Raw genomic sequence first — 25,049 nt, forward strand, 5'->3', positions numbered from 1 at the left:
CCGTGTCTGACCTGCACGGACATGGAAACGTCCTAGTCAGGCGGCTTATTGACAGCGGCCGACCAGCACGTAGGCTATGAGCACTGCAGTCGGGACCGGTCTTGGGGGCTGACCCGGCACTGATCTGGACTTCGTCCACATCAGTGCTCCGGGCGCAGCCTTTCCGGCACCGTACTGCCATGGCCTGTTCCCCCGCACCGGGGCGAATGCGCCTCGGGAACCGGGTGACCGGGTCCAGCATCATCACAACCGGGTGGGTTCAACCGTCAGTAGAAAACAGGTCCGGCAGCCTGCCGGAACTGGCCCGAAGACGGCAGGACCCGCCCGGTTGTGCGTGCTGGGACTATAGCGCCCTGACCGGCGGAGCCGCGGACTCCCATATACTGGGTAATCTGCCGGGGGAGGAACCCCGTCCCGGCCGCGAACACCGCGGCTTCCGTCCGCTGAAAGGCTTACCGAGTGCGTGTCCTGACCATCATCCCCACTTACAACGAGATCGAGTCGCTCCCCATAACCCTGAAGCGGCTGCGGAACGCAGTTCCCGATTCGGATGTACTGATCGCGGACGATAACAGCCCGGACGGCACCGGAGCCTACGCCGACGAAATCGCCGCGGCGGACCCCCAGGTCCACGTGCTGCACCGCAAGGGCAAGGAAGGTCTCGGAGCCGCGTACATCGCAGGCTTCCGCTGGGGCCTGGAGCGCGGCTACGACATCCTGGTGGAAATGGACGCTGACGGCTCACACCGCCCGGAAGAACTGCCCCGCCTGCTTGAAGCATCAAAGGCCGGTGCGGACCTGGTGATCGGTTCCCGCTGGGTCTCGGGTGGATCCGTGGTCAACTGGCCGCTCCGCCGCAAGCTGCTGTCCCGGGCCGGAAGCACGTATTCCCGTTTCATGCTGGGCATCCCGGTGCGCGACATCACGGCAGGCTACCGTGCCTTCCGCCGGAACACGCTGGAACAGCTGGATCTCGGTGCCGTCGAATCCGTGGGCTACGGCTTCCAGGTGGACATGACGTTCCGCGTGGCACGGCTCGGCCTGAAGATCACCGAAGTACCGATTACCTTTGTTGAACGCGAGCTTGGCGATTCCAAGATGAGCGGCAACATCGTGGTTGAGGCGATGGCCAACGTCACCCGCTGGGGACTGTCTGCCCGGTGGCGGAAACTCACCGGACGGGACTGACACCCGACAGGCTTAACGCAAAAAAGCGGGGCGGCTGCCAATTGGCAGCCGCCCCGCTTTTACATTTTCCGCACTACTGTCTGCCTGTACGCCTACAGGCGCTGCGGCGGTCTAGGCGCTGGTGCGCTCTCCGCGGCGTTCGCGCAGGATCGTGAGGCGGTCCTGCAGGATCGTCTCGAGTTCCTCGATGCTGCGTCGTTCCAGCAGCATGTCCCAGTGCGTACGCACCGGCTTGTCGTTGCTGGTGTCGGGCTTCTCGCCGTCGACCAGAAGGGCTTCCTTGCCGGTCTTGGAAATCCAGACCGGGGGTACATCCGCTTCGGCAGCGAACGTTACGAAAACACGCTCGCCGTCCTCACAGCGGTATTCCACCCGCTGGCGGGGAGCCGGCTCAACGCCGGATTCCGTCTCCATGCTCTGTGCGCCGAGGCGCATACCCCGCAGGCTACGATCGCTCATCTGTTCTCCCTCTTCAATCCGCTGGATCCGCTGGCGGATCCCTCTGTTATGCCGGTGCCGTGCCCGGCCTTCCACCCAAGGGGCGGGGGACCGGCCGGAACCTCACTGCCCGTAACAATCAGTACAACGCCAACGGCGCTGCAGCTGTTCCCGGCGGCGGTACCGTTCCGTGCCGCGGCTGTTGCCCGGCAAACAGCCAATTATACCGGCACCGGCATGGAATCGGCTAACATGGCCCCGGCCGGCCCGGGGGGCCGTTCCCGGTTGCCCCTTAGATCCGCCCGCTCAGCTGTTCCAGTCATAACCGAACCGTGCCACACAGTGCCACACCTGCTTGAGCGTCTGCCGGTCGTGGGTCCCTGCCCGGACGGATTCCCCGATGACCCGGGGATCCAACCAACCGTCCTGCGCGATGGTCCGTCCCGCGGAAACGACCGCCCCACCCCGGTAGTCCGCGTGCCGCTCCAGCTCATCCACGCTGAGCCGGAAGCCCTGGTGCCACCGCACCGGACAGGGCAGGGTCAGGGCTGCCGCTTCCACGTCCGTGCCCCGGTATGACGGGTCGAGGACCAACGCCTCAACGTGGCGGCTGATGCTCAAGGGTCCGTGGATATGGGCTTCCACATGGTCGTCGAGGACATCCAGGCCGCTGCGCGGCGCGTGCTCCAGCGCCATGTCCACAAGGGGCATTGCGTCTGCCGTGCCGAAGTGCTCCGGCTCGGTGCTGCTGTCCGGATAGCAAAACGTGACCCTTGGGTACTCTGAGCGCTTCAGCAGGAAGTGGGACGACCCGAAGCGGACCGAACCGCCCACGTCTCTGCGCCTATAGTTCAGCGAACCGTACTTCGGACGCTGCCGCGGCCCCGCGCCGTCGTACACCCCGCCGAACATCCGCTGCTCCCAGCGCCACCGGTCACCACCCGCCCACGCCGTCAGGCCGCCGTTACCCGTACCGGTCTCGAACTGCGAACGGTAAGCCCCGTCCAGCACCAAATGCTCCAGCAGCGGCCTGCCCTTCACTGGCGCGTCGGGATGGAAATGCACGGTGATATCCAGGCTCCGGTCAAGGGGTGGGCCGGCAGACTGCCTTGCGACATGCTCAACGGCCCGCCGCCACAGGTCCTGCCCTGTCAGATCCTGCTCAGTCAGGTCCTGCTCCGATAGGTGCGCCGGGTGCGCTGCCGGTTCCATGGCGCACACCCTACAGGCCGCGCCGCAGTTCCTGCACAGGACCAGGCCTTTTCGCGCGGCTTACGCCGGACGGGAGGTCTCCGGATCCACGGCCGAACCAGTGGCCGGTGCCGGCGTACTGCCGTTGGAGGACGGCTTTGCGTCGGGAACAAAATCCCCCAGGGCGCTGCCGACGCCCTTGAGCGCCTCACCCAGTTCACTGGGGATGATCCACACCTTGTTCGAGGTGCCCTCGGCCAGCTTGGGCAGGGTCTGCAGGTACTGGTAGGCCAGGAGCTTCTGGTCCGGGTTGCCTTTATGGATCGCGCCAAAGACCTTGGCGATGGCCTGGGCCTCACCGTCGGCCCGCAGGATCGCCGCTTTCGCGTCACCCTCGGCGGCCAGGATGGCGGCCTGCCGGCGCCCTTCTGCGGTAAGGATCTGGGACTGCTTGCTGCCCTCTGCGGTCAGCACGGTGGCGCGGCGCTCACGTTCCGCCCGCATCTGCTTTTCCATCGAATCCTGGATGGTCAGCGGCGGCGCAATGGTCTTCAGCTCCACGCGGGAGACCCGGATGCCCCAGCGCCCGGTCGCCTCGTCGAGGACGCCGCGCAGCTGCCCGTTGATCCGGTCACGTGAGGTCAGCGCCTCTTCAAGGTTCAGTCCGCCCACCACGTTCCGCAGCGTGGTGATGGTCAACTGTTCGACGCCCTGGATGTAATTGGCGATCTCATAGGTGGCTGCCCGTGCGTCCGTCACCTGGAAGTAGACAACGGTGTCAATGGAGACCACCAGTGAGTCCTCGGTGATGACCTGCTGCGGTGGGAAGGACACGACCTGTTCACGCAGGTCCAGAAGCGGCAGCATCCGGTCCACAAACGGAATCAGGATGGTCAGGCCGGGATTCAGGGTTCGCTGGTACTTCCCGAGGCGTTCCACCACCCCCGCCCGCGCCTGCGGGACGATCTTGACGGCCTTGACCAGGATAACCAGGACAAAGACCACCAGGACGGCTAGAACTACTATGAGGACGGTTGTTCCGGTACCCATGTTCCCCCTTGGGTTCAGCGGCATCCGGGCGGATCCCGCGGTTGGTCCTCCGACAGCGGCGGTGCTGTGCGGGGAAGGTTCAGTGCGTGGCTGCCGTTCCGGTGTCCGCTGCCGGGACGACGACGGCGGTGGCGCCGTCGATGCGTTCCACGTTCACCGCGACGCCGGGCGGCAGCAGGGACCCGTCGGCACTGCGGGCGCTCCAGGTATCCCCGCCGATCTTTACGGTGCCGGATGAAGCAGTCACGGATTCGAGGGTCAGTGCAGGAGCGCCCACGATCCGGTCAATGTTGGAAAGCTGATCCTTCGTGCTGTGCTGAAGGTGCCTGAGGGCGAAAGGCCGTACCGCGCCGATCATCAGCACGGCTACCACGGCAAACACCACCACCTGAAGGAACAACGGTGCGGCGAAGAAGGAAGTCAGCATGGCCGCGAGTGCGCCGATGGAAAGCATCGCGAAGAACAGGTCCAGGGTGAGGGCTTCCACCGCGGCGAAGCCCAGGAAAAGCACCAGCCAGAGCGCCCAGCCGTAGCTGAGCAGCCATTCGTAGATTTCCTGCATCGGTTTCCCCTTACCCCGGAGCCTCCCCGGACTAAACAGCGGGCGAACACAGCCGGCGTTGCAACCGGCGGTGCCGCGCGTTTAGTTCATTCTGCCCGAGTCCGCACGGCAGACCTAGGGATCCCGGAGACGGATGGATAACGTTTCCGCCGTCCGGGTCAGTCTGCGCGGGTCAGTCCGCCCGGAATGTCTGGAGGGAAAAGGAGGCGGTGACCGCTTGGGGATCCGGCAGCGTGGAGATGGTCTCTTCAAGGGCGGCAGATGCCAGATGCCGGGCAGAGGGACCCATCAGTACCGCGTTGCGGACATCGGTGCGCGCCAGCTGCATGGTGTAGGTGCAGTGGCTGGTATGCAGGGGAGTGAAACCGGCGCCCAGGGACGCGGTAACGCGCTCCTCCTTCTCGGCGGGGATCCCAAGCATGGCCGCTTTGCCGCGGATTTCCTGCAGGTGTCCTGGCTGCGGGGTCACTACGGCGAGGAGCCCGCCGGGGACCAGGACACGGCGGAACTCGGCCGGGTTGCGCGGCGCGAAGACATTCAGGATCACATCCACGGAGGCATCCGGCAGCGGAAGCCGGCGCCAGACATCCCACACCAGCGCGTAGCTTCGAGGCAGTGCGCGGGCGGCCCGGCGCAGGGCGTACTTGGAAATATCCAGCGCCACCGCGGACGCCGCAGGCAGCGTCCGCAGGACCTCCCCAAGGTAATAGCCGGTTCCCGCACCGGCATCCAGGACGACGCCGGCCTCCGGAGCGGCATCGGAGACCATCCGTCCCAGCTCGGCGGCCATCGGCAGGTAATGCCCGGCCGCCAGGAAATCCGCACGCGCCTGGACCATGGCGGCGGTATCGGCCTGGAATTTGGTCCCGCCACCCGTGAGGAGGTTGAAGTACCCCTGCTTGGCCGCATCGTAGCGGTGTCCATCCGGGCAGCTGAGTGTCCGGAAAAGGTCGTCTGGTTCGAGGCTGCTGCCACATACGGGACATACCAGCGGTGGCAGGGAGGACATGTTTCCATCCTAAGGCGGCAGTTGGCGGGGGCCGCCGCGGACATTAGGCTTCGGAGCGTGAAACCATGTGACCTGCCTCTCCTGAATTCCCTGTCCGCCCCGGCGGTGCATCCTGATGCCCTGCACTGCGTGGTCTCGGTGACCCGTCCGGACTTCGGGGCCGATGCCTACACCGGCCAGCTGTGGCGGGTGCCGCTGACACAGGGGAGCAGGCCGCGCCGCCTGACCCGCGGTTTCCGCGATACCTCCCCGAAGTACAGTGCCGACGGTTCCTGCCTGGGCTTCCTGCGGGCGGCGCCGGGGGAGGCGGCGCAGTTATACGTTCTGGGCGCCGGCAGCGGCGAGCCCGTCCGGCTGACCGACGCGAAGCTGGGGGTGTCCTGGTTCAGTTTTTCACCCGATGGCTCCAGCGTGGTGTTTTCCGCCCGGGTGCCGGAGGAAGGCCGCTACGGGACCACGGACGGCGTGGGGCCGGACGGTGAGGATCCCCGGCTTATCACCACGTTCAAGTACCGGATGAACGGGGTGGGCTACACCGCGGACAAACCGCTGCACATCTTCCATCTGGCCCTGCCGGACCTCGATGCCGAGCCGTACATTGCTCCCCGCGGGCGGGCAAAGTCCACGGACGGTGACGCCCGGACTGCATCCGGCGTACCCGAAGCCGTACAGCTGACCTCCGGTGGAGTGGACCACGTTCAGCCGGTGTTTTCCGCGGACGGCGCGACGATCCTGTTCACTGCCTCGCCGGACGCAGATGCCTCCCTGGTGTCGGACGTCTTCAGTATCCGCCCGGACGGGACCGGGCTGCGCCGGCTCACCACGCACGACCCCGCAAACCCGCTGTCGGTTTCCGACCCGGTGGAAAGCGCCAATGGCCACTGGCTCTTCTATCTGGGTCAGGAGGTCTCCGCCACGGGTACGGATTTCGTGGCCCGGAATACCGCGCTCTACGTGGCGCCGACGGCGGACCCGGCAGCGGTCCGCCGGCTTACCGATCCGGAGACGGTGGACCTGGCCGAAGGCACCATCGTGCCCCATAACGCTGCTGAGGCACTGGTGTTCAACCGCACCCGCGGGACGGGCGAACTCCTCGCAGCCGATCCCCGCGGTGGAGTGGAGGTGCTGGTTTCCGGCCCCCGGGTCGTGGAGTCCGCGGGCTCGGCAGGCGGCACGGTGGTGGTCACCTATACCGACCCCCACACCGCCGGCGACCTGGCCATCGTCGACGTCGAACGTGGCGGCGGAATACGTCCGGTTACCGATTTCTCCGACGCGCTGCGGCAAAAGACCACAGTGGCGGTCCCGGTGGAGGAAACCCATCCCTCCCGTGACGGCTATCCGGTGCACGGCTGGCTCGCCCTGCCGGAGGGGCCGGGACCGCACCCGGTGCTGGTGAACATCCACGGCGGTCCTTTTGCCCAGTACGGCTGGGGGTATTTCGACGAAACCCAGGTTTACACGAACGCCGGCTACGCCGTGCTGATGTGCAATCCGCGCGGATCGGCGGGCTACGGACAGGCACACGGCCGGAGCATCAAGGAGGCCATGGGCACCCATGACCTCGCCGACGTGCTGGCCTTCGTGGACGGCGCGCTGGCCGTCCATCCCGAACTCGACCGGGACCGGCTCGGCATCATGGGCGGCTCCTACGGCGGTTACCTGACGGCCTGGACCATTGCCCACGACCACCGGTTCACCGCAGCCGTGGTGGAACGCGGGTTCCTGGACCCGTTGTCCTTTGTGGGTTCGGCAGACATCGGCTGGTTCTTCAGCGCCGGGTATACGGGGACCGATCCTGCCGGCGTCGCCGCGCAGAGTCCGATGGCCTGCGTCGATGCGGTGCGGACCCCCACCTTTGTGGTCCATTCCGAACAGGACCTGCGGTGCCCGGTGGAACAGGCCCAGCGGTACTACACCGCCCTGAAACTGCGCTCGGTACCCACAGACCTCCTGCTTTTCCCGGGCGAGAACCACGAACTCTCACGCAGCGGGACGCCCTGGCACCGGAGGCAGCGGTTTGAGCACCTGCTGGCCTGGTGGGCCCGCTGGCTGCCGACACCGCAGAATCCGGCCCCGGAACAGGCCGCCGAACCGGAACCGGAACTGGATGCGGGCCGGGAACCCGCCCGGATCTAAGCAGCCGGGCCGCTAGAACCCGAGTACGCGCCGGGCCTCGTCGATGTCCGGCGAGGCCCAGCGTCGGGTGTACTCGGCATTGCTGCACAGCGAGCGGGGAAGCATACGGTCCACGTACACCGTGCCGTAGAGGTGGTCCGTTTCATGCTGGACTATCCGGGCCTGCCAGCCGCTGAAGCATTCCATGTGCTGCCGGGACTGCGGGTCGGTGTAGTCCAGCACGACAGACCGCGGGCGGCGGACTACGCCCTGGTATCCCTCGAAGGAGAGGCAACCCTCGTAGAACTCAGCCGTCTCGTCACCGTCGGCCTCGTAGCGGGGGTTGATGATCGTAAAGAAGGGGAGGGGCACCCGCTCGCGCACGGCCGCGGCGTCCGTTCCGACGTCGTAGGTGTCCTCCAGCACGGCGATCTGCAGGGGAATACCCAGCTGCGGTGCCGCCAGGCCAACTCCGGGTGCGGCGTGCATGACCCGGCGCATAAGCGCGACGAGGGCCTCCAGTTCAACGGCATCGAGTTCGCCGTCGAATGGCAGTGCAGCGCGGCGGAGGGCCGGGTGCCCCAGTTGGACTATCGGCACGAGTTCCTGCTCGAGCATCGGCAGGACCAGGTCGCGAAGCAGGGTGGTGGAATCTGTGGGCACCGCTTTATCCTAGTGGCCCTTACGGTGTTCCGGTGCCGCGGGGCGGCGTAACGTCGGCTCCACCATGGTCCAGCAGCAGCAGTACACGGTCCTGGGGCGGTTTCCCGGTTTTGAGCTGCGCCATTATCCGGCGCATCTGCTTGCCCAGGTCACCGTGAACTCAGGGTTCCAGGGGGCCGGGAACGCCGGTTTCCGGTACCTGTACGCCTATCTCAGCGGACGAAGCTCGTTCCCGGCGTCGTACGGTCTGGAGTTGAGCGGCTGGCCGGCTTCCGCCCAACGGGCAGGTCCGGGCCTGGCCATGACCGCACCGGTCCTGATGGAACCCAGCCCGATACCGGGCGCATTCTGCGTGGCCTTCGTGCTGCCCGCGGATCTGACCGCTTCGACCGCACCCGTTCCGGAGGATCCAGCCGTCAGTATTGTTCCGGTGCCCGGGCAGGCCGCCGCCGCGGCGGCGTTTACGGGGCGTTGGAGCGAGTCTAATGTGCAGGGCCACCTCGCGGCCCTGCAGTCGGCGGTGACTGCCGAGGGGTTCACGGTCCTGGGCAGCCCGCGGTTTGCGCGCTTCGATCCGCCGTTCCGGCCCTGGTTCCTGCGCCGCAACGAAGTTCTTCAGGACGTTGAAGGCCCGGGGGACTGAAACGGCAGGGGAGCGGCGGCGGGAACGGGGTCGGTGGCCAGCCGGGCATGGGTCTCCACGTCAAAACGCGTTCCGCCGTACTGCAGCTTCGCCCGTTCAACACCCTCACGCCTGAACCCGGCCTGCAGCGCCGTCCGGCACGACGCCGGGTTATTGGTCCGGTGTCCCAGCTCCAGGCGGAAAAGGCCGCCGTCGCCGAAGGCCCACTGTGCTGCTGCCGCAACACCCCGCGCGGCAAGCGAACGGCCACGGGCGGAGGGCGCCACCCAGTAGGACACCCAGGCGGTCTGGTGCCGCGGGTCAATGGCGCTGACGTCGATACTGCCCACTGCCGTGCCGTCCACGTCAATCGCGAAGCTTCGCCGCTGCGGGGACACGGCCGGATGCGCCACCAGATACGCCGCGGCCTGGCCGACGTCGTCGAACCGGGCGCCGAACTGGTACTCCAGCGATGGATCGGCGGCAAAGGCAGCCCGAAGGGCGGGAGCGTCGGCCATTGTCCAGGGCCGAAGCAGGGGAGAGGTGGGCATGGCGCAGTTATCCCGCCGGCGGGACGAATCCCAGCGGCAGCAGGTCTGCCGCCGGTATGCTGACCGGACCGTCCGGCGTCGGCACAATCACGCGGATCCCGGGGTAGTAATCGGCCAGGACCTGCCGGTCCCGGCCGCACGGGCTCTGAACGCCGCGGCCATGGTTGCCGACGGCGACGATGCAGGTGGGATCGCCAGCTCCCGCCGCCCGTGCCGCACCCAGGGCGACAAGTTCGGCGCAGGGACCGCCAGTGAAGTGATAGAGGTTCACGCCGCCGTGCATGCGGCCGTCGGCCGTGCGGACTGCCGCACCCATGGTGTGAATACCGTCTTCTCCGGGCCCGGCGTCGGTGGCGGCGTCGATGGTCCGCCGCGCCAGGTCCACGAGCGCCAGGTCCGCCGGAGTGAGGGGCAGGGCCGATGAGGGAAGGGAAGTGGGCATGCGCAGAGTCTATGGGGAAGATGCTGCGTTAAAAGACAAACAGCCGGGCCGCCGTCTGGCGGTACCCGGCTGTGCGGCTTGGGAGAGAGCCTAGCCTTCGCAGTCCACGCAGTAGGCCTCGCCGTTCTTTTCGCGGGCAATCTGCGAACGGTGGCGGACCAGGAAGCAGGACATGCAGGTGAACTCGTCAGCCTGCGGGGGAACTACCTTGATGAGGAGTTCCTCGCCGGAAAGGTCAGCTCCCGGAAGGTCAAACCCGTCGATGGCATCTGACTCTTCGACATCGATGACAGCTGTCATCGCTCCGCCGCGCTGCTGAGCTTTCAGACCCTCCAGGGAGTCTGTCGGCTGGTCTTCTTCCTTGACGCGCGGGGCATCGTAATCGGTAGCCATTTTCTTGTGCTTATCTCCTGATTGTGGGGGGTGAAGCGTAGATCATATAGGGCAACGTAAGTCGCTGCACCAAACCGTACAGGTGTGGCGGACCCCGGATTGCTTAATTCGCCTCGAAAGTGACCAACATCCCGTCGGGTTTTGGTATTCCCGCCGGGGTAGCCTCAGTGCACGGTTCGGCTCCGCGGCAGGGCAGTGCCCGCCAGCTAGGTTATGTCAACCATGCAACTCGTCCCTGCGGCTGGTGGGAGGCGTTATGTCAACCGGATTCAGGCGGCAGCATGGTGTGCGGCCGGACGGAAAATGGTGGACCGCCTTCAACGGTTTCAGCTGCGGGGAAGTGTTGGCAGGCGGTTATGTCAACCCGCACCAGAAGCCGTCCGGCTGCCCGGGGGACGTTATGTCAACTCATCGCCGTGCGGTCCGGATGGTCTGCGGAGGACCGGAATTGCTGAACCAGGTTACGCATTCCAGGCGATCAGGCCGTAGGTGCAGCCGGATGCCGCATCGCGCCGTCCTACGCCTCAAAAGCTCCAGCGGCCGGCCGGACACCACCGCAGCACCAAAATCCACTCAAAAGCGCTCAAAACCGGGGGATTAGCGTCAGTTTCGGGCACATAGACGTTCACGGGCATATATGGCGGTTTGGCTCCTTTAGGGACCCCGATATAAACGCCGATAATCCACATTATGTCAACTAGCGTTGAGGAGGAGGTCCCCCGGGGCCGGCCTGACCGGGCTTCCAAGTTCTTTGCCACCTGAGTCGGATGGGACTCCTCCAAACAGAATGCCATCAGACGGCGGGATCCTGTGCGCGACGGACGTCCGGGTGCAGCCTCTGGTGACTGCTTCCGTGCGGCCGGTGTTCAGTGTGCAGATAACGGGCTTATCCGGACCAACCGGTCATCTAGTGTGCAGATAACGGGCTTATCCGGCGGTTATAAGGCCGTTATCTGTACAGTAGATCGCCCACGGGCCTACACATTGGCGCCAGAAAGCTGAACCGGCCGGACCGGCACACGGAGGCCAGCCGTGGTCTCGTGTAGGGTCGCTGCCATCGCCAGCACCGCGCGAAGCCAGGAGGAATCATGCGGCTTTGGACCTTAGCCCCGGTTATCGCGGGTGCCGTCGTGCTGTCCATGGTGGGCTGCGGCGCCGGCGGTGCTGCTTCCGAACCAAAAAACCCACAAAGCGACCGCTGGAATCTCGGGGTTACGGGTCCCCGCAGCGGCCCATACAGCCAGTGCCTTGATGATCCAAGCATCGAAGAATCACTGCAGTCCGCCGACTTCCCGTCGTCGCACCTGGGAATCAGGCTGGTTGTATCGGCAACGGCGGAAGATGCACAGCGCATCGCAGACTGCCTCAAGCAGACTCTGAGCACCGGCGAGGTGTCGATCAGCGGACCTGGCGCCTAGGAACTGCGCGGGCTGGGCGATCCGCTCCCCTGGCACCGCTCCCCCGGAGCCACTCCCCTAACCCCGGAGCCGCTCTGAGCAGAGCCCGTGCACCGCCAGGAAGGAAGAGTTTTTGCGCGCTGTCGATATTCGTCCTGCCCGTCCGACGTCGTAGTAGGAGGCGCAGCAGCACCTTCCACCGAACGAGCAGCAAGGAGGGTGCCATGAAGTACATGTTCACCATGCGGGCCACCGACGTGGCAGTGAAAGCCTCCAAGGACATCCCCTTCGAGCAGATCAACCAGATAGGCGCCTACAACGAATCCATGATCAACGCCGGCGTCATGCTGGGCGGTGAAGGCCTGGCGGATTTCTCGGAAGGCAGCGCATCCTCTCCGGCAGCATCCCTTCCTCACGACGGGGCGCCGGTCCGCGCCGCTTGTGTACAGCTGATGCTGGCTGGATCGCCCGTAGGCAACATCAGCTGTACACAAGGCGCTACTGGTTCCGTCGGTATCCCAAGGTCTGTGACGTATGGGTAAGACGTGAACCCTCCAGTAACATGCGCCGCAGGCAGTGGGACCTGTGCGCGGCGCGGACCCAGGGCCGCTCCCCCATCCCACTCCCCTAAGCGCGACGCGCGGTGACCAGCAGATACTCCCAGTCCATGGCCGTAGTGCCGGCGCCGGAACTGAAACGGCTCACCAGGTCCAGCAGCTCCGCATCCAGTGCAGCAGCGCGGTCCGGGCTGTCCCCAAGCGATTTATACACCGCAATAGTGGGACCGTAATTCGTTTTGAAGAAGCCCAGGAAATCCGCCGGCGTCTCGAACCGGTCAACACGCAGGGTCCGGCGTGCGGCTGTGAAATTCTGCACCTTGCCCGCCAGGAGCGACTCCACATGCTCGGGGTTTCCCCACAATGGCGGTGGCTGCGCTCCGGGAGGCGGAGGCGGCGCGTACGGCTTCATGGTAGCGAACATACGCCCGATGAAACCTTCCGGGGTCCAGTTGATCAGCCCGATCCGTCCGCCCGGCCGGCACACACGCGCCATTTCCGACGCCGCCTGCCCATGGTGCGGGGCGAACATCACTCCTACGCAGGAGATCACCGCGTCGAAGGAGCCGTCCGCGAACGGAAGCGATTCGGCGTCGGCCATCACCCAGCTCAGGTGCGCTCCCCGGGACTGCGCTATCCGTTTGCCCGATTCCAGGAGTTCCGGTGTCAGGTCCGAGGCAGTCACGTTGGCGCCGGTCTCCGCGGCCGGAATTGCTGCGTTGCCCGTACCTGCCGCGACGTCCAGGACTTCATCCCGGTCCGTAATGGCGCAGGCCTCCACCAGCACCGGCCCCAGGCCGGGAATGATCTCGGTGGCCACGGCTGTGTAGTTCCCCAGCGCCCACACCGCCCGGAGCCTCGCCTTCAGTTCCCGGTCGGGACTGGTTTGCGTTTCCGTCATGATCCTCACGTCCTTGTGTTTGCGGGGCTTACATCCCGCCCCTGTGCTCTCTGACCCTCTCAGTGTTCGACCCCGGCGTGTGCGGTGCCGTGTGCAAGGCCGGCCAGATCGGCCCGCAGCCGGGGATTGGTTATCCGGGAGGCCATTAGCGGAATAGCCGTTTCCACGGCCGAGTCCCCCAGCGCCGCCCGGAAAGAATAGGCCCGGACAGTGAGTTCATTGTGGCCGTAGCGGCTGGACAATTCACTTAGTTCCCGTGCGTACCCGAGTGCCAGCGGCGGATTCGAATGCAGCGCCACAGTGCAGGCAAGGTCCAGGTTCCGTCCCCGGAACCAGCGGTACCAAGGATCGGGGCGGAGCCCGCGGCGGATCCACTCTCCCGCGGCAGCCCGCTCGCCGGCAGCGAGCAGGACCCGGGCCTTGGCTTGGAACGCCGCGTCCAGATAACAGCGGTCCCCGATCGCCTCGGCCAGCGCGACCGCCTGGTCGGCCATCTCCTCCGCCTCCGAAGAAGCACCGGAAAGCAGGTATGCCTCGCTTCGCAGGGCTTCCACCAGCGGCCGGAACGCGGCCCAGTGCTCACGTGCCAGGAGCACCAGGGATGCGTCGAGTTCCTCAGCGGCGGTGCGGTGCTGCCCCGTCAGCAGGTACAGCCGGCCCAGCATGGCATGCGCAAACACCTCCTGCCGGTGGTTGCCGGTGCTCAATCCCGCCGATCTGCCCAGCGCATCGGCGGCTGCGGGATAGTCAGCGGTATCGGTGGCCAGCATGCCGCGGACGCCCAACACCCTGGCCGTTTCGTCCGCCAGTCCCGCCGCCGTCGCCAACGCCCGGTCCAGCCAGCGAAGCGCGCTCGCCGGAAAGCCGCGCTGCACGGCGAGGAATCCCAGTTCCCGGTACGCGGCCGCCTGCACGGCAGGGCTGCCGTCCGGCCCGGAGAGTGCCACCACGCGGTGCAGGAGGTCGGCGACCTCGGCGCCGCGGCCGCCGGCACCGTGGATCAGGGCGCCGGCGAGGGCCAGAAGCGCCTCGGCCTGCAGCTGGCGGTCCCCGGTCCGTTCGGCCAGGCCGCCGGCCACCCGCAGGTGCGCCAGTGCGGATGCGGTGGCACCGGCGGCGAGGCAGGACGCGGCCGCTTCCAGGTAGGACCTGACCGCGACGCCGGTGGCTGGCAGGGCGCTGATCCTGACATCCGGGGCGGCCAGTGCCTGCTGGACTTCAGCGGGCATGCCCAGACCAAGGTGTTCGGCAAAAAGGCGGGTGCACCGGGCGGCTTGCTCCCGGGCTCCGCTGCGGTCCCCGCCGGCCAGGAGGGCGCGGACAAGCAGGGCGTGGAAGTCCCCGTTGAGCAGGTCCAGGCTGACGGCCTGCGCGGCGAACTTCACGGCACTTCCGGTATTGCCGTCGGCGAGGGCAGCCAAGCCCCTTTCGTAGGCCGCTGTTTCGACGAAGTGCCGCAGCCGGTGGCGTTCCACGGTCAGCCAGGTATCGAAACCGGGACAGTCAGCGAACTCCAGCCGCTCGAGCAGTTCGGCGGACGGGGTGTCCGCCGACCAGGGTGTGGCGGTGTCGGCGTCGCAGGACGATGACGGCGGCAGCCGCAGGATCAGCGGATCGCCCTGCAGCACCGAGCCGGGACCCAGCACGCGGCGCAGGTCCGACAGGTGCCAGCGCAGGGCCCCGAGTGGATCCCCGGCATCGGGGAACAGCATCGCGGCGAGCTGGCCGCGCGGTGTGGGAGTGCGGTGCAGCAGCAGGTAAGTGAGCAGCCCCCAGCCCTTCCGGCCACGGGGCTGCCTCCCGTCACCGGCCGGGCACTCGATTGACGGCTGCCCCAGGAGGCGCACCTGAATCACGGCCATGCACCACACTGTAGAACCCCGCCTCCCGGCCCGGAAGGCCGGGCGCAATCGGGTGCGGACAACGCCGTCGTCCGCACAGGGAACTTCGGGAACCACCGGGCCTCCGCTGCCCGTTGCGTGCCGGCCCCGGTGAAGTTACCGTGCCGCATGGAGCATCGCAGCCAGACAGAGGAGTTTCGCATGCAGCCATGGGCCACAGGCATCGCCGCCGTCACGATGTTCGTCGAGGATACTGCCGCCGCGAAGTACTTCTACCAGGACATCCTTGGCCTTCCAGTGATCTTCGAAGACGAGGACTCGGTGGTTTTTAAGTTCGGCGACGTCCTCGTCAACCTCCTGGTGACGACGGCTGCGCCCGAATTGATCGCTCCCGCTGAGGTGGGCGGCGCCGGAGCCGGTTGCCGCTTCCAGCTGACCGTTCCGGTCCGGGACGTCGACGCCCTGTGCGAGAACCTTGTCCGGCGCGGGGTGCGGCTGCTTAACGGGCCGATGGACCGGCCGTGGGGTCCCCGTACCGCCAGCTTCCAGGACCCGGACGGCCATATCTGGGAGCTCGCGCAATAGTTCCGCCCGGGCCCTCAGGCAGCCAGAAGGAAAAGATTTTTTGCGCGCTGTCGATATTCATCCTGCCCGCTCGACGTCATAGTAGGAGGCGCAGCAGCACCTTCCAGGAATCAGACAGCAAGGAGAGTGCCATGAAGTACATGTTCACCATGCGGGCCACCGACGAGGCAGTGAAAGCCTCCAAGGACATCCCCTTCGAGCAGATCATCAACCAGATGGGCGCCTACAACGAATCCATGATCAATGCCGGCGTCATGCTGGGCGGTGAAGGCCTGGCGGATATCTCCGAAGGCAGCGCATTCGTGGTGGACTTTGCCGAGGATCCGCCGTTGATCACCGACGGCCCCTACGGCGAAACCCACGAGCTTTTCAACGGGTTCTGGATTGTGCAGGTGGGCTCCCGCGAGGAAGCCGCCGAGTGGGCCCGCCGCTGCCCGCTGGGTCCCGGATCGAAGCTGGAAGTCCGCCGTGTGACGGAAGCGTCCGATTTCGCCGACTTTGCGGACAACGAATACATCCAGAAGGAAGAGCTGTGGCGGCAGGAAGAAGAGAAGCTGAACGCGGAAAACAAGTAGAAAACAGGTAGCCGTGGACCAGCCTGCAGCAGTCAGGGGTCGGGTCGATGCGCTCTGGCACATCGAAGGGGCCCGGATTGTTGCCGCCCTGGCACGGGTGACCGGCGACGTCGGCCTGGCCGAAGACGCGGCGCAGGACGCCGTCGCCGACGCGCTGGTCGCCTGGAGCCGGACAGGCATTCCCCGCAACCCCGGCGCCTGGATCACTACCGTGGCTAAACGGCGGGCCATTGACAGGTGGCGGCGGGCCGGCCTGCTGCAGGACCGCTACGAACTGCTGGCACGCGGGATTCAGGACGAGGCCGCCCCGGAGTGGGACCCACTGCCGGACGACGTGCTCCGGCTGCTCTTCACCGCCTGTCATCCGGTGCTTTCCACCGAAGCGCAGATAGCACTGACGCTGCGGGTGGTGGGCTCGCTCAGCACCGAGGAGATAGCCCGGCTGTTCCTGGTGCCGGTGGCCACGGTCCAGCAGCGCATTGTCCGGTCCAGGAAAACCCTTGCCGCCGCCCGGGTTCCCTTTGAGCCGCCCGAACCCAATGAATGGACGCCGCGGCTGCGCGGCGTCCTGCACGTCATCTACCTGATGTTCACCGAGGGGTACGCGGCAACCACCGGAGAGACCTGGACCCGTCCGGCCCTTGCAGCCGAGGCACTGCGGATCGGGCGGATCCTCACCGGTCTTATTCCGCGGGTACCGGAAGCACATGCCCTGGTCGCCCTGATGGAGTTCTCCGCCTCGCGCTTCGCTGCCCGCTCGGGTCCCGACGGCGGTCCGGTCCTGCTGGCGGACCAGGACCGCACCCGCTGGGACCGGGCACAGATAGAGCGGGGCCGGGCATCACTGGCCCGCGCCGACCGTCTGGCGGGCGGACTGGGCCGAGCCCGGGGCAGCTACGCCCTGCAGGCGGCCATCGCCGAATGCCATGCCACCGCCGCCCGCGCCGACGACACCGACTGGCCGCGCATTGTGGTCCTCTACGAAGCGCTGGCACGCATTTCCCCCGGCCCGGTGGTCGAACTCAACCGTGCCGTAGCGGTATCGATGGCCACCGGCCCCGAGGCGGGCCTCGCCATCGTGAATGGCCTGGAGGGAACGCTGTCCGGGTCCCACCTGCTGCCCAGTGTGCGCGCCGAACTGCTCGCGCGCCTGGGCCGGACCGACGAAGCCCGTGCGGAATTCACCACCGCCGCACGCCTCGCCAAGAACCTCCGCGAACGCGAGGTGCTGCAACGCCGGGCGGCATCCCTCTAAGGGGACACCATCTGCAGGTCGTCAGGCGCCACCGGAAACCTTGCACCTGTTGGCGGGCCGGCCGGATGGCTAGCGTGGAGTGCACGGAGCCGGCAGTTCCGCCGGCGCACCGACAGCTGTGCAACACGGAAGGAGCACCCTTATGGATCCCCTGCCCGGCATCAACCAGGAAGTACCGCCCAGCGGTCCCGGCTGCGTGGAATGCGACCAGCTCCAGGGGTGGTGGTACCACCTACGGCGGTGCGCCGAATGCGGGCACATCGGCTGCTGCGACAGCTCCCCCGGGCAACACGCGACCCTGCACGAGCAGCAGACCGGACACCCCGTGATCCGGAGCTTCGAGCCCGGCGAGGACTGGTTCTGGAACTACGCGGATTCCTCGGTCTTCGCCGGACCGGAACTGGCCCCGCCCGCACACCATCCGTTCGGGCAGTCCGTTCCCGGTCCCGCCGACCGGGTGCCCGCGGACTGGCAGCAACTGCTCCACTGAAGCCCACCGGCAGGCCTGACAGGTCTACACTGTAAACATGACTAGAACCTATATTGTGACCGGATCAGCTTCAGGCATCGGAGCAGCCACCGCCGCCATCCTGAAGGAGCGCGGCAACACCGTCATCGGTGTCGACCTGCGCAACGCCGACGTCGAAGCGGACCTCAGCAAGCCCGAGGGCCGCTCCGCCGCCGTCGCCAAAGCTATTGAACTTGCCGGTGGCAACGTCGACGCCGTGATCGCCTGCGCCGGCATCTCCGCCCCCGCCCCGATCACCGTTGCCGTGAACTTCTTCGGCGTCACCGATTTCCTGACCGAACTGGCTCCGACCCTGGCGAAGAGCAGCGCACCCCGCGCCGCCGTCGTCAGCTCCATGGCCAGCCTGCAGGCCAACTCCCCCGAACTCGTCGACGCCATGCTCGCCGGCAACGAAGAGGAAGCCCTGCGGATCGGCCAGGAGCTCGCCGACGCCGGTCCCCAGACCGGCTACCTGAACTACCCCTCCAGCAAGCGTGCCCTGAGCCGCTGGGTCCGCCGCGAGAGCATCAGCCCCGCCTTTGCCGGCGCCGGCATCCCGCTGAACGCCGTGGCACCCGGCACCGTGACCTCCGCCATGACGCGCGACCTGCTGTCCACTCCTGAGGGACGGGCCATGGTGGATGCCAATGTGCCCATGCCGCTGAACGGCCACTCCGAACCGGAGGTCATCGCCCGTCTCCTGGTCTGGCTGACCTCCGAGGAGAACACCCACACCACGGGACAGACCATCTACACCGACGGCGGCGCCGACGCCACGCTGCGCGGGGACGACATCTGGTCCTGAGTGCCCGCCTGCTGAGCCGCGGCACCGCGGGCGCCGGTGAGGACTATCTCCCGGCGTCTGCGGTGTTCGTGGCGCAGCACCCCAAATCGCAGTGACAGATAGGCCAGCGCCCCCACCGGGATCGGCAGCCAAAACTGGATGATCCGCCACGACAGGACGCCCAGGACCGCGATGCCCGACGGCGTTCCGAAGCCCGCCAGCGTAGGCACCAGCAGCCCTTCCACCAGGCCCACCCCACCGGGGGTCAGCGGAACCATCGCCACCAGCCCCGCCAGCGAATAAGCCACCAGCAGCTCGCCCGGCCCCAGCACGTGGCCGAACGCGGCCAGCAACACCCACAGGCAGGCGGCATCGAGGATCCACCGCAGTGTTGCCAGTGAGATCCCGGCCAGCAGCCGGCGCGGGTGGGCACGGAACATCCGTGTTTCATCTGCCACCGTCCGGACAAACCTCTCGGCGGAGTCCTCATGGAGCCCCGGAACCGCCCGCGCCACCGCGCGCGCTGTGCGCACCGCCCCCTGCAGGTGCCGGTCCAGGATGGTCAGCAGCGCCACCACCGCTGCGAAAAGCACCAGCACCACTATCCCGGCGGCCGCGTAGTCGCGGCTCGTATTCACCTTCCCCAGCATGGACAGCAACCCCAGCCCGAACAAGGCGCCGAGCACCAGGTTCGCACCCAGAACCTGGATGGTGGCGGCGCTGAGCGCATCCTGTGGCGGCGTCCCGGCCAGGGTCAGCAGCCGGAACCGGGCTGCGGCCGACGTCGTCCCCCCACCCGGGACCACATGGTTGACGGCGGTGTCGCACAGGTCGATCCGTACCAGCGTGAAATAAGAGGGCCGCGAGGTGCCGGGCAGCACGACCCGTGTCAGGGCGCTGTAGCTGAGCCAGGAGCCCACTTCCAGGCACACGGCCCCGACGAGCACGATCAGCGGCAACCGGACCAGTGACCGGAGCACATTGTCGGCGCCCACCAGCTGCGGCAGGACGACGTATTCAAAAATCAGCACCAGCAGCACCACTATGCCCAGCCGACGCACGTACCTCCACCATCGGGCCGGACGTCCGGAGCCGCGTGCCGAAGTTCCATGCCTGGGCATGGAACAAGCACAGCAGACGAACTGCATCTATGTCAGCCACCCCCCGGCCCCGGCAAGTGCAGGGTGCGCATTTCACCCCGGCGACTCTTTCTGACATTATGTTGGTATGTTACCAACACCGTGTTGGCAACGTTCCGATTCAATCAAGGGGTTCCGATGTTCCTAGCGCTGCGCGAGTTGCGCTTTGCCCGGGCCAGGTTCGGATTGATGGGTGGCGTCGTCGCGCTCATTGCCGTACTTATGGTCCTGCTGTCCGGTCTGTCCTCCGGACTCGTTAACGACGGCGTGTCCGGTCTGAAGGCCATGCCGGCAACCGCCTTTGCCTTCAATGAAGGCACCAAAACCGACAATGCTTTCTCCCGCAGTGTGGTGGACGAGCACCAGGCTGCGGTGTGGGCCGAACAGCCCGGCGTCGCGGAGTCCGCCCTGATGGGCACCGCCATGATGAACGGCACCACCGGCAACGGCACCCAGGTGGACCTGGCGCTGTTCGGGATCGAGGACGGTTCCCTCCTGGCGCCGACGGTCGGTGAAGGCCGCAGCATTGCCGCCCCCGACGAGATCGTCGTTTCCGCCACCGCCGCCGACGAAGGCCTGGACATCGGCGACGTCGTCACCCTGGAACGGATCGGCGTCGAACTGACCGTCGTGGGCTACACCGACGGGCAGGAGACCTTCGGGCACGTTGACCTGGCCTACCTGCCGCTGGACACCTGGCAGTATCTGGCCAGCGGACAGAGTGCCCCCGGGGCACCGACTGCTGATACCGTGTCCGGCGTCGACTTCGACACCGCCAGCACCATTGCCCTGAAGGCAGCCGACGGTGTGGAGATCGATTTCGCCGCCGGAGATGAAGCCGCCGGAACAGTCACCTCGACCCGGGCGGAATCCTTCAACGCCTCCCCCGGCTACTCCGCCGAAACCATGACCCTGGAAATGATCCAGATCTTCCTGTACGCCATCTGTGCCCTCGTGGTGGGCGCGTTCTTCACGGTCTGGACCATCCAGCGGAAGCATGAACTCGCGGTGCTGCGCGCCGTGGGCGCCTCCACCGGATACCTGCTGCGTGACGGGCTGCTCCAGGCGGCCATCATCCTGGTCGCCTCCACCATCGTCGGCATACTGGCCGGCCTCGCCATGGGTGCCGGACTGGGAGGTACGGCCATGCCCTTCGCCCTTGAGGCCACTCCCATCCTGACGGCCACGGTCCTGACGATCACCCTGGGTTTGGTGGGCGCCGCCCTGGCCATCGTCCGGATTTCCCGCGTAGATCCCCTGGCAGCCCTTGGAGGACAGAGATGAGCACCGCAACCGAAAAACGCAATGCCGGCACGCGTACCGGCGGACTGCTGGTCGAGTCGGCCAACCTAGCCCTGGGCGACGGCGAGAGCACGGTTCAGGCCCTGGATAACGTCTCCCTCAGCGTCCGGCCGGGCGAGATGGTAGCCGTCGTCGGCCCGTCCGGGGCCGGAAAGTCCAGCCTACTGGCCGTGGCCGGAGCCCTCACCACCCCTGATTCCGGGACCGTCCGGGTGAACAACGTGGACCTTGGCTCGCTCAGCAAAGCAGCCCGGGCGCGGTTCCGCCTGCAGGAGATCGGCTTCGTGTTCCAGTCCGGGAACCTGATTCCGGCACTGAATGCCGCCGAACAGCTGCGCCTGATACAGAAGCTTGCGGGCTCCCGGGACACTCTCGATCCCCTGGAACTCCTCGCGGCCGTAGGCATGGAGCACAAGGCCCGCAGCCGCCCCGACCAACTCTCCGGCGGGGAGCGCCAGCGGGTCGGGATTGCGCGGTCACTCGTGAACCGGCCGTCGCTGCTGCTGGTGGATGAGCCGACCGCCGCACTGGACCGCGCCCGCAGCCAGGAAGTGGTTGCCCTGCTCGCCCGGGAAACCCATGAGCGCGGCGTTGCTACAGTTATGGTGACGCACGATCATGACGTCCTGCACCACTGCGACCGCGTCGTCGAGATGGTGGATGGACGCCTCTCAAGCTAGCCAGAGCACGAACAGGAGGCCATAAGTGCCCCGAATCACTGCGCCCACGGTGGCCGAACACCGGGCGGCACAGCAGCGGGCGCTGCTGGACGCGGCACGCACCCTCCTGGCCCGCACCGGCGAGGCCCCCAGCATGGCCGACGTGGCTGCGCTGGCGGGCCTTGCCCGTCCGAGCGCCTACCAGTACTACAAGTCCCGCCAGGACCTCCTCCATGCCCTGGTGCTGGATGTTTTCCCGCGCTGGACGCAGCGGGTGCGGGAAGCAATGGATGCGGAGCCGGAACCCGCTGACCGCATCATGGCTTACGTGCTCACGAACATCCGCCTGGTGGCGGAGGGTGAGCACGCCGTCGGGAACGCGCTGGCCGCCGTCGCCCCGGGCGAGGAACTCGACAACCAAAGTGCCATGATGCACCGCCAGCTGCTCACTCCGCTGGTGGAGACGCTGACCGCGATGGGCGTTCCGGATCCGCTGGTGACGGCCGAACTCATCAACGCCATCGTGCATTCGTCCACCCGGCTGCTGGAATCGGGCACCGGGCCGGAGATGGTCGAGGACCGTGTTCGGGAACTCCTCGGCCCCTACGTCCGCGAAAACCGCACCCTTACCGCACCGGAGGACTCTCCGTGACCCGAATTGCCGCACCGTCCGCCACCCCCGCCGCCAACACCGTCAACGCCGCACGATGGCCGGCAGTGCTGGGGCTGGACCTCGTCCTCATCATCGTTTTTGCCGCCCTCGGCCGGCAAAGTCACGAACATGGCCTGACCGTACCCGGCATCCTCGCCACCGCACTGCCGTTCCTCATCGCCTGCCTGCTCTCGTGGGGGGCCATGCGCGCCTGGCGCCGTCCGGCGCAGCTGTGGCCTGCAGGCACCATCATCTGGCTGGGAACCGTCGCCGCCGGCCTGGGCCTCCGCGCACTGGCCGGGGGTGGAACCGCCGTCAGCTTCCAGATGGTCACCCTCGTGGTGCTGGGCGTGTTTCTGCTGGGCCAGCGCCTGGTGTGGACCGTGATTTCCGGCCGCCGGCACCGTTCCATCCACTAGGCTCAAAGAGAGCAGCAGTCGACACCACCGCGTTTAGGAAGGCCCCGCCATGATCACCGCTTTTGTACTCATCCAGACCGACTCCGCCAGGATCCCGGAATGCGCGGAGGAAATCTCCGAGATCGACGGCATCAGCGAGGTCTACTCCGTGACCGGTGAATACGACCTGATCGCCATCGCCCGGGTGCAGCGGCACGAGGACCTGGCCGACGCAATTGCCAACCGCCTGTCCAAGGTCGACGGCGTCATCGGCACCACCACGCAGATTGCCTTCCGTGCCTACTCCCAGCACGACCTCGACGCAGCTTTTTCGCTCGGCTTCGACAGCTAGTCGCATCCGCTGACCACTGCCGGCGGCCCGGACCCGCTTACTGGGTGACGGCCACCCACCGGTCCAGCGCGGCCTGGGCGGCACCGCTGTCGATCGCGTCACACGCACGGACAAGTCCGCGGGCGAGGCGGTCGGTCAGCGGCCCGTCGGCATCCCGGTCCAGCGCCACCAGGGCTGCGGCCGCGTTCAGCACGACGGCGTCACGTACCGGCCCCTTGTCCCCCGCCAGCACGCTGCGCACCACCGCGGCATTAGCGGCGGCGTCACCGCCCCGCAGGTCCTCCAGCGTGGCCCGGCTGATCCCGAGATCCAGGGGATCCACTACGGACTCCTCTACGGTGCCGTTACGGACCTCCCAGACAGTGGAGACACCGGTGGTCGTCATCTCGTCCAGGCCGTCACCGCCGCGGAACACCAGGGCCCGCACCCCGCGCCGGGCCAGTACGCCGGCCATCAGCGGCGCCAGGCGGGCGTCGGCGACGCCGATGGCGGAGGCACTGGGATTGGACGGATTGGTCAGCGGCCCCATGAAGTTGAAGGCCGTGGCCACGCCCATCTCGCGGCGGGGCACGGCGGCAAAGCGCATGGACGGATGAAAGACCTGGGCGAAGCAGAAGGTGATCCCGGCCTCAACGGCGGCCTGTGCCACCCGGTCGACGGACAGGTCCAGCCGGACCCCCAGCGCCTCAATCACGTCCGCGGACCCCGAGGCCGACGACGCCGCACGGTTACCGTGCTTAACCACCTTCGCCCCCGCCCCGGCACATACCAGTGCCGCCATGGAGGAGATGTTCACGGTGTTGTGCCGGTCTCCCCCGGTGCCCACAATATCCAGGGTCTCTCCCGGAATGTTGATGGGCCGCGCGCTGGCGACCATTGCCTCGACCAGCCCGGTGAGCTCGTCCACGGTCTCGCCCTTGGCCCGCAGGGCGACCAGGAACCCCGCAATCTGCGAGTCGGTGGCGTTGCCCGCCATGATGGTGGACATGGCCCAGCGGGTCTGCTCGGTGGAGAGGTTTTCGCGGCTGATCAGCGCGGTAATCAGGCTCGGCCAGGTGTCACCGGAACTCGGAATCGTAGTCACACACCCTAGGTTATCTACGATTCGTAGAAAATGCTGATTTCTTTCTGGGACGGCTATTTCCGCGCCAATACAGGGATCCGGGGCGGCGGGGTCGGCTGGGGACGCGCCGTTGGCCCTGATCTGTTGGAGAACTGGGCAGTTTTACCGCCATAATGTCTATGTGACAACAGCGACCCATGCCCCCAGTACCCCGGCTCACCCCACGCTGAACCGCCCCAATATGGTTTCCGTAGGAACCGTGGTGTGGCTCTCCAGCGAACTGATGTTCTTTGCTGCTCTCTTCGCCATGTATTTCACCCTTCGCTCGACCTCGAGCGACCTGTGGGCCATGGAGACCGAGAAGCTGAACGTCCCGTTCGCTTTCGTGAACACGGTGATCCTTGTTTCCAGTTCCTTCACTTGCCAGGCTGGCGTCTTCGCCGCAGAACGTCTTCAGGCACGCCGCACCGGAGGGCTCCTGAAGCTTTCCCGCTGGGGCATGACTGAGTGGTTCCTGCTGACCTTCGTACTCGGAGCGATTTTCGTCTCCGTACAGGCCTACGAATACGCCATGCTCGTCTCTGAAGGTGTATCCCTCTCGTCGAACTCCTACGGTTCCGCGTTCTACCTGACCACCGGTTTCCACGGCCTGCACGTGACCGGCGGCCTGATCGCGTTCCTTTTCATCATCGGCCGTGCCTACGCCGCCAAGCGCTTCGGACACTTCGAAGCAACCTCGGCGATCGTAACTTCGTACTACTGGCACTTCGTTGATGTGGTCTGGATTGCCCTGTTCGTCATCATTTACTTCCTCAAGTAACACTGCTTGAGGACCCGCACCCCCACGAAATACT

29 protein-coding genes are annotated in these 25,049 nt (G+C 66.6%); 16 read left to right on the top strand and 13 right to left on the bottom strand.

Annotation, left to right across the window (positions count from 1 at the left end):
* The first annotated feature begins 459 nt into the window (after positions 1 to 459).
* Entirely contained in the window at positions 460 to 1,188 is a 729-nt protein-coding gene (locus QNO03_RS02440; RefSeq protein ID WP_289601688.1) for a polyprenol monophosphomannose synthase, read from the top strand.
* A gap of 111 nt (positions 1,189 to 1,299) precedes the next feature.
* On the opposite strand, the gene QNO03_RS02445 is transcribed toward QNO03_RS02440, so the two are convergent.
* The 5 genes from QNO03_RS02445 to QNO03_RS02465 all read right to left on the bottom strand — a co-directional run bounded on the left by QNO03_RS02445 (position 1,300) and on the right by QNO03_RS02465 (position 5,438).
* Positions 1,300 to 1,647, bottom strand: coding sequence for an RNA polymerase-binding protein RbpA (locus QNO03_RS02445; protein ID WP_227921562.1), 348 nt, complete (start codon positions 1,645 to 1,647; stop codon positions 1,300 to 1,302).
* Positions 1,648 to 1,932: 285 nt separating this feature from the next.
* A complete protein-coding gene (locus QNO03_RS02450; RefSeq protein ID WP_289601691.1) occupies positions 1,933 to 2,838 on the bottom strand; it encodes a DUF3626 domain-containing protein in 906 nt (301 codons plus the stop codon).
* 60 nt (positions 2,839 to 2,898) lie between these two features.
* Complete coding sequence (locus QNO03_RS02455; RefSeq protein ID WP_289601692.1) at positions 2,899 to 3,867, bottom strand: SPFH domain-containing protein; 969 nt, start codon at positions 3,865 to 3,867, stop codon at positions 2,899 to 2,901.
* Between the two features lie 79 nt (positions 3,868 to 3,946).
* Positions 3,947 to 4,429 carry an NfeD family protein gene (locus QNO03_RS02460; RefSeq protein WP_354003875.1) on the bottom strand — a complete coding sequence of 161 codons (483 nt, stop codon included), beginning with the start codon at positions 4,427 to 4,429 and terminating at the stop codon, positions 3,947 to 3,949.
* Between the two features lie 172 nt (positions 4,430 to 4,601).
* Positions 4,602 to 5,438: a methyltransferase domain-containing protein gene (locus QNO03_RS02465; RefSeq protein WP_289601694.1), complete on the bottom strand. Its 837-nt coding sequence runs from the start codon at positions 5,436 to 5,438 to the stop codon at positions 4,602 to 4,604.
* 57 nt (positions 5,439 to 5,495) lie between these two features.
* On the opposite strand from QNO03_RS02465, the gene QNO03_RS02470 reads away from it, so the two are divergent.
* The gene (locus QNO03_RS02470) at positions 5,496 to 7,577 is read left to right on the top strand and encodes a S9 family peptidase (protein WP_289601695.1); all 2,082 of its coding nucleotides are present in this window, start codon (positions 5,496 to 5,498) and stop codon (positions 7,575 to 7,577) included.
* A 12-nt stretch (positions 7,578 to 7,589) separates the two neighbouring features.
* On the opposite strand, the gene QNO03_RS02475 is transcribed toward QNO03_RS02470, so the two are convergent.
* Positions 7,590 to 8,174 carry a peptide deformylase gene (locus tag QNO03_RS02475; RefSeq protein ID WP_289602048.1) on the bottom strand — a complete coding sequence of 195 codons (585 nt, stop codon included), beginning with the start codon at positions 8,172 to 8,174 and terminating at the stop codon, positions 7,590 to 7,592.
* A gap of 109 nt (positions 8,175 to 8,283) precedes the next feature.
* On the opposite strand from QNO03_RS02475, the gene QNO03_RS02480 reads away from it, so the two are divergent.
* Positions 8,284 to 8,862, top strand: a complete 579-nt coding sequence (locus QNO03_RS02480; RefSeq protein ID WP_289601696.1) for an SOUL family heme-binding protein — start codon at positions 8,284 to 8,286, stop codon at positions 8,860 to 8,862.
* Here the strand turns inward: QNO03_RS02480 and QNO03_RS02485 are convergent.
* The 3 genes from QNO03_RS02485 to QNO03_RS02495 form a co-directional block, all read right to left on the bottom strand.
* Positions 8,835 to 9,392, bottom strand: a complete 558-nt coding sequence (locus QNO03_RS02485) for a GNAT family N-acetyltransferase (protein ID WP_289601698.1) — start codon at positions 9,390 to 9,392, stop codon at positions 8,835 to 8,837. The two genes, QNO03_RS02480 and QNO03_RS02485, sit on opposite strands and share 28 nt — an antisense overlap.
* Positions 9,393 to 9,399: 7 nt before the next feature.
* Positions 9,400 to 9,834 (bottom strand): cytidine deaminase family protein, encoded by a 435-nt coding sequence (locus tag QNO03_RS02490; protein WP_229948401.1) that lies wholly within the window; start codon positions 9,832 to 9,834, stop codon positions 9,400 to 9,402.
* A 90-nt stretch (positions 9,835 to 9,924) separates the two neighbouring features.
* Entirely contained in the window at positions 9,925 to 10,227 is a 303-nt protein-coding gene (locus tag QNO03_RS02495) for a DUF4193 domain-containing protein (protein WP_146361938.1), read from the bottom strand.
* Between the two features lie 1,088 nt (positions 10,228 to 11,315).
* Between QNO03_RS02495 and QNO03_RS02500 the strand changes: the two genes are divergently transcribed.
* Together QNO03_RS02500 and QNO03_RS02505 are read left to right on the top strand one after the other, a co-directional pair.
* On the top strand, positions 11,316 to 11,645 hold the full coding sequence (locus QNO03_RS02500) for a hypothetical protein (protein WP_289601699.1): 330 nt from the start codon (positions 11,316 to 11,318) through the stop codon (positions 11,643 to 11,645).
* A 203-nt stretch (positions 11,646 to 11,848) separates the two neighbouring features.
* Positions 11,849 to 12,166, top strand: coding sequence for a YciI family protein (locus QNO03_RS02505; protein WP_289601700.1), 318 nt, complete (start codon positions 11,849 to 11,851; stop codon positions 12,164 to 12,166).
* Positions 12,167 to 12,251: 85 nt separating this feature from the next.
* On the opposite strand, the gene QNO03_RS02510 is transcribed toward QNO03_RS02505, so the two are convergent.
* Positions 12,252 to 13,082: a class I SAM-dependent methyltransferase gene (locus tag QNO03_RS02510; protein ID WP_289601701.1), complete on the bottom strand. Its 831-nt coding sequence runs from the start codon at positions 13,080 to 13,082 to the stop codon at positions 12,252 to 12,254.
* Positions 13,083 to 13,141: 59 nt separating this feature from the next.
* Positions 13,142 to 14,944: an AfsR/SARP family transcriptional regulator gene (locus QNO03_RS02515; protein ID WP_289601702.1), complete on the bottom strand. Its 1,803-nt coding sequence runs from the start codon at positions 14,942 to 14,944 to the stop codon at positions 13,142 to 13,144.
* 180 nt (positions 14,945 to 15,124) lie between these two features.
* Between QNO03_RS02515 and QNO03_RS02520 the strand changes: the two genes are divergently transcribed.
* The 5 genes from QNO03_RS02520 to QNO03_RS02540 all read left to right on the top strand — a co-directional run bounded on the left by QNO03_RS02520 (position 15,125) and on the right by QNO03_RS02540 (position 18,651).
* On the top strand, positions 15,125 to 15,508 hold the full coding sequence (locus QNO03_RS02520) for a VOC family protein (protein WP_229948408.1): 384 nt from the start codon (positions 15,125 to 15,127) through the stop codon (positions 15,506 to 15,508).
* 131 nt (positions 15,509 to 15,639) lie between these two features.
* Positions 15,640 to 16,083, top strand: coding sequence for a YciI family protein (locus QNO03_RS02525; RefSeq protein ID WP_289601704.1), 444 nt, complete (start codon positions 15,640 to 15,642; stop codon positions 16,081 to 16,083).
* A gap of 13 nt (positions 16,084 to 16,096) precedes the next feature.
* Positions 16,097 to 17,338 carry an RNA polymerase sigma factor gene (locus QNO03_RS02530; protein ID WP_289601705.1) on the top strand — a complete coding sequence of 414 codons (1,242 nt, stop codon included), beginning with the start codon at positions 16,097 to 16,099 and terminating at the stop codon, positions 17,336 to 17,338.
* A gap of 142 nt (positions 17,339 to 17,480) precedes the next feature.
* Positions 17,481 to 17,828 (top strand): UBP-type zinc finger domain-containing protein, encoded by a 348-nt coding sequence (locus tag QNO03_RS02535; RefSeq protein WP_229948415.1) that lies wholly within the window; start codon positions 17,481 to 17,483, stop codon positions 17,826 to 17,828.
* Between the two features lie 37 nt (positions 17,829 to 17,865).
* The gene (locus QNO03_RS02540) at positions 17,866 to 18,651 is read left to right on the top strand and encodes an SDR family oxidoreductase (RefSeq protein WP_229948417.1); all 786 of its coding nucleotides are present in this window, start codon (positions 17,866 to 17,868) and stop codon (positions 18,649 to 18,651) included.
* Here the strand turns inward: QNO03_RS02540 and QNO03_RS02545 are convergent.
* On the bottom strand, positions 18,597 to 19,691 hold the full coding sequence (locus QNO03_RS02545) for a lysylphosphatidylglycerol synthase transmembrane domain-containing protein (protein WP_289601706.1): 1,095 nt from the start codon (positions 19,689 to 19,691) through the stop codon (positions 18,597 to 18,599). The two genes, QNO03_RS02540 and QNO03_RS02545, sit on opposite strands and share 55 nt — an antisense overlap.
* Positions 19,692 to 19,907: 216 nt before the next feature.
* On the opposite strand from QNO03_RS02545, the gene QNO03_RS02550 reads away from it, so the two are divergent.
* Genes QNO03_RS02550 through QNO03_RS02570 form a run of 5 tightly spaced genes read left to right on the top strand, consistent with a single transcriptional unit; the run spans position 19,908 to position 23,132 of the window.
* A complete protein-coding gene (locus QNO03_RS02550; protein ID WP_289601708.1) occupies positions 19,908 to 21,053 on the top strand; it encodes an ABC transporter permease in 1,146 nt (381 codons plus the stop codon).
* Positions 21,050 to 21,751, top strand: a complete 702-nt coding sequence (locus QNO03_RS02555; protein WP_289601709.1) for an ABC transporter ATP-binding protein — start codon at positions 21,050 to 21,052, stop codon at positions 21,749 to 21,751. The genes QNO03_RS02550 and QNO03_RS02555 overlap by 4 nt, the downstream gene beginning before the upstream one ends.
* Positions 21,752 to 21,776: 25 nt before the next feature.
* On the top strand, positions 21,777 to 22,382 hold the full coding sequence (locus QNO03_RS02560) for a TetR/AcrR family transcriptional regulator (RefSeq protein ID WP_229948428.1): 606 nt from the start codon (positions 21,777 to 21,779) through the stop codon (positions 22,380 to 22,382).
* Entirely contained in the window at positions 22,379 to 22,801 is a 423-nt protein-coding gene (locus QNO03_RS02565) for a DUF3054 domain-containing protein (protein WP_289601710.1), read from the top strand. The genes QNO03_RS02560 and QNO03_RS02565 overlap by 4 nt, the downstream gene beginning before the upstream one ends.
* Before the next feature lie 49 nt (positions 22,802 to 22,850).
* A complete protein-coding gene (locus QNO03_RS02570; RefSeq protein WP_289601712.1) occupies positions 22,851 to 23,132 on the top strand; it encodes an Lrp/AsnC family transcriptional regulator in 282 nt (93 codons plus the stop codon).
* Between the two features lie 37 nt (positions 23,133 to 23,169).
* On the opposite strand, the gene trpD is transcribed toward QNO03_RS02570, so the two are convergent.
* Positions 23,170 to 24,216 carry an anthranilate phosphoribosyltransferase gene (trpD, locus tag QNO03_RS02575; RefSeq protein ID WP_229948431.1) on the bottom strand — a complete coding sequence of 349 codons (1,047 nt, stop codon included), beginning with the start codon at positions 24,214 to 24,216 and terminating at the stop codon, positions 23,170 to 23,172.
* Positions 24,217 to 24,376: 160 nt separating this feature from the next.
* On the opposite strand from trpD, the gene ctaE reads away from it, so the two are divergent.
* On the top strand, positions 24,377 to 25,015 hold the full coding sequence (gene ctaE / locus QNO03_RS02580) for an aa3-type cytochrome oxidase subunit III (RefSeq protein ID WP_229948434.1): 639 nt from the start codon (positions 24,377 to 24,379) through the stop codon (positions 25,013 to 25,015).
* Positions 25,016 to 25,049: the final 34 nt, after the last annotated feature.

The sequence above is a fragment of the Arthrobacter sp. zg-Y877 genome, assembly GCF_030373105.1.
Lineage (GTDB): Bacteria > Actinomycetota > Actinomycetes > Actinomycetales > Micrococcaceae > Arthrobacter_B.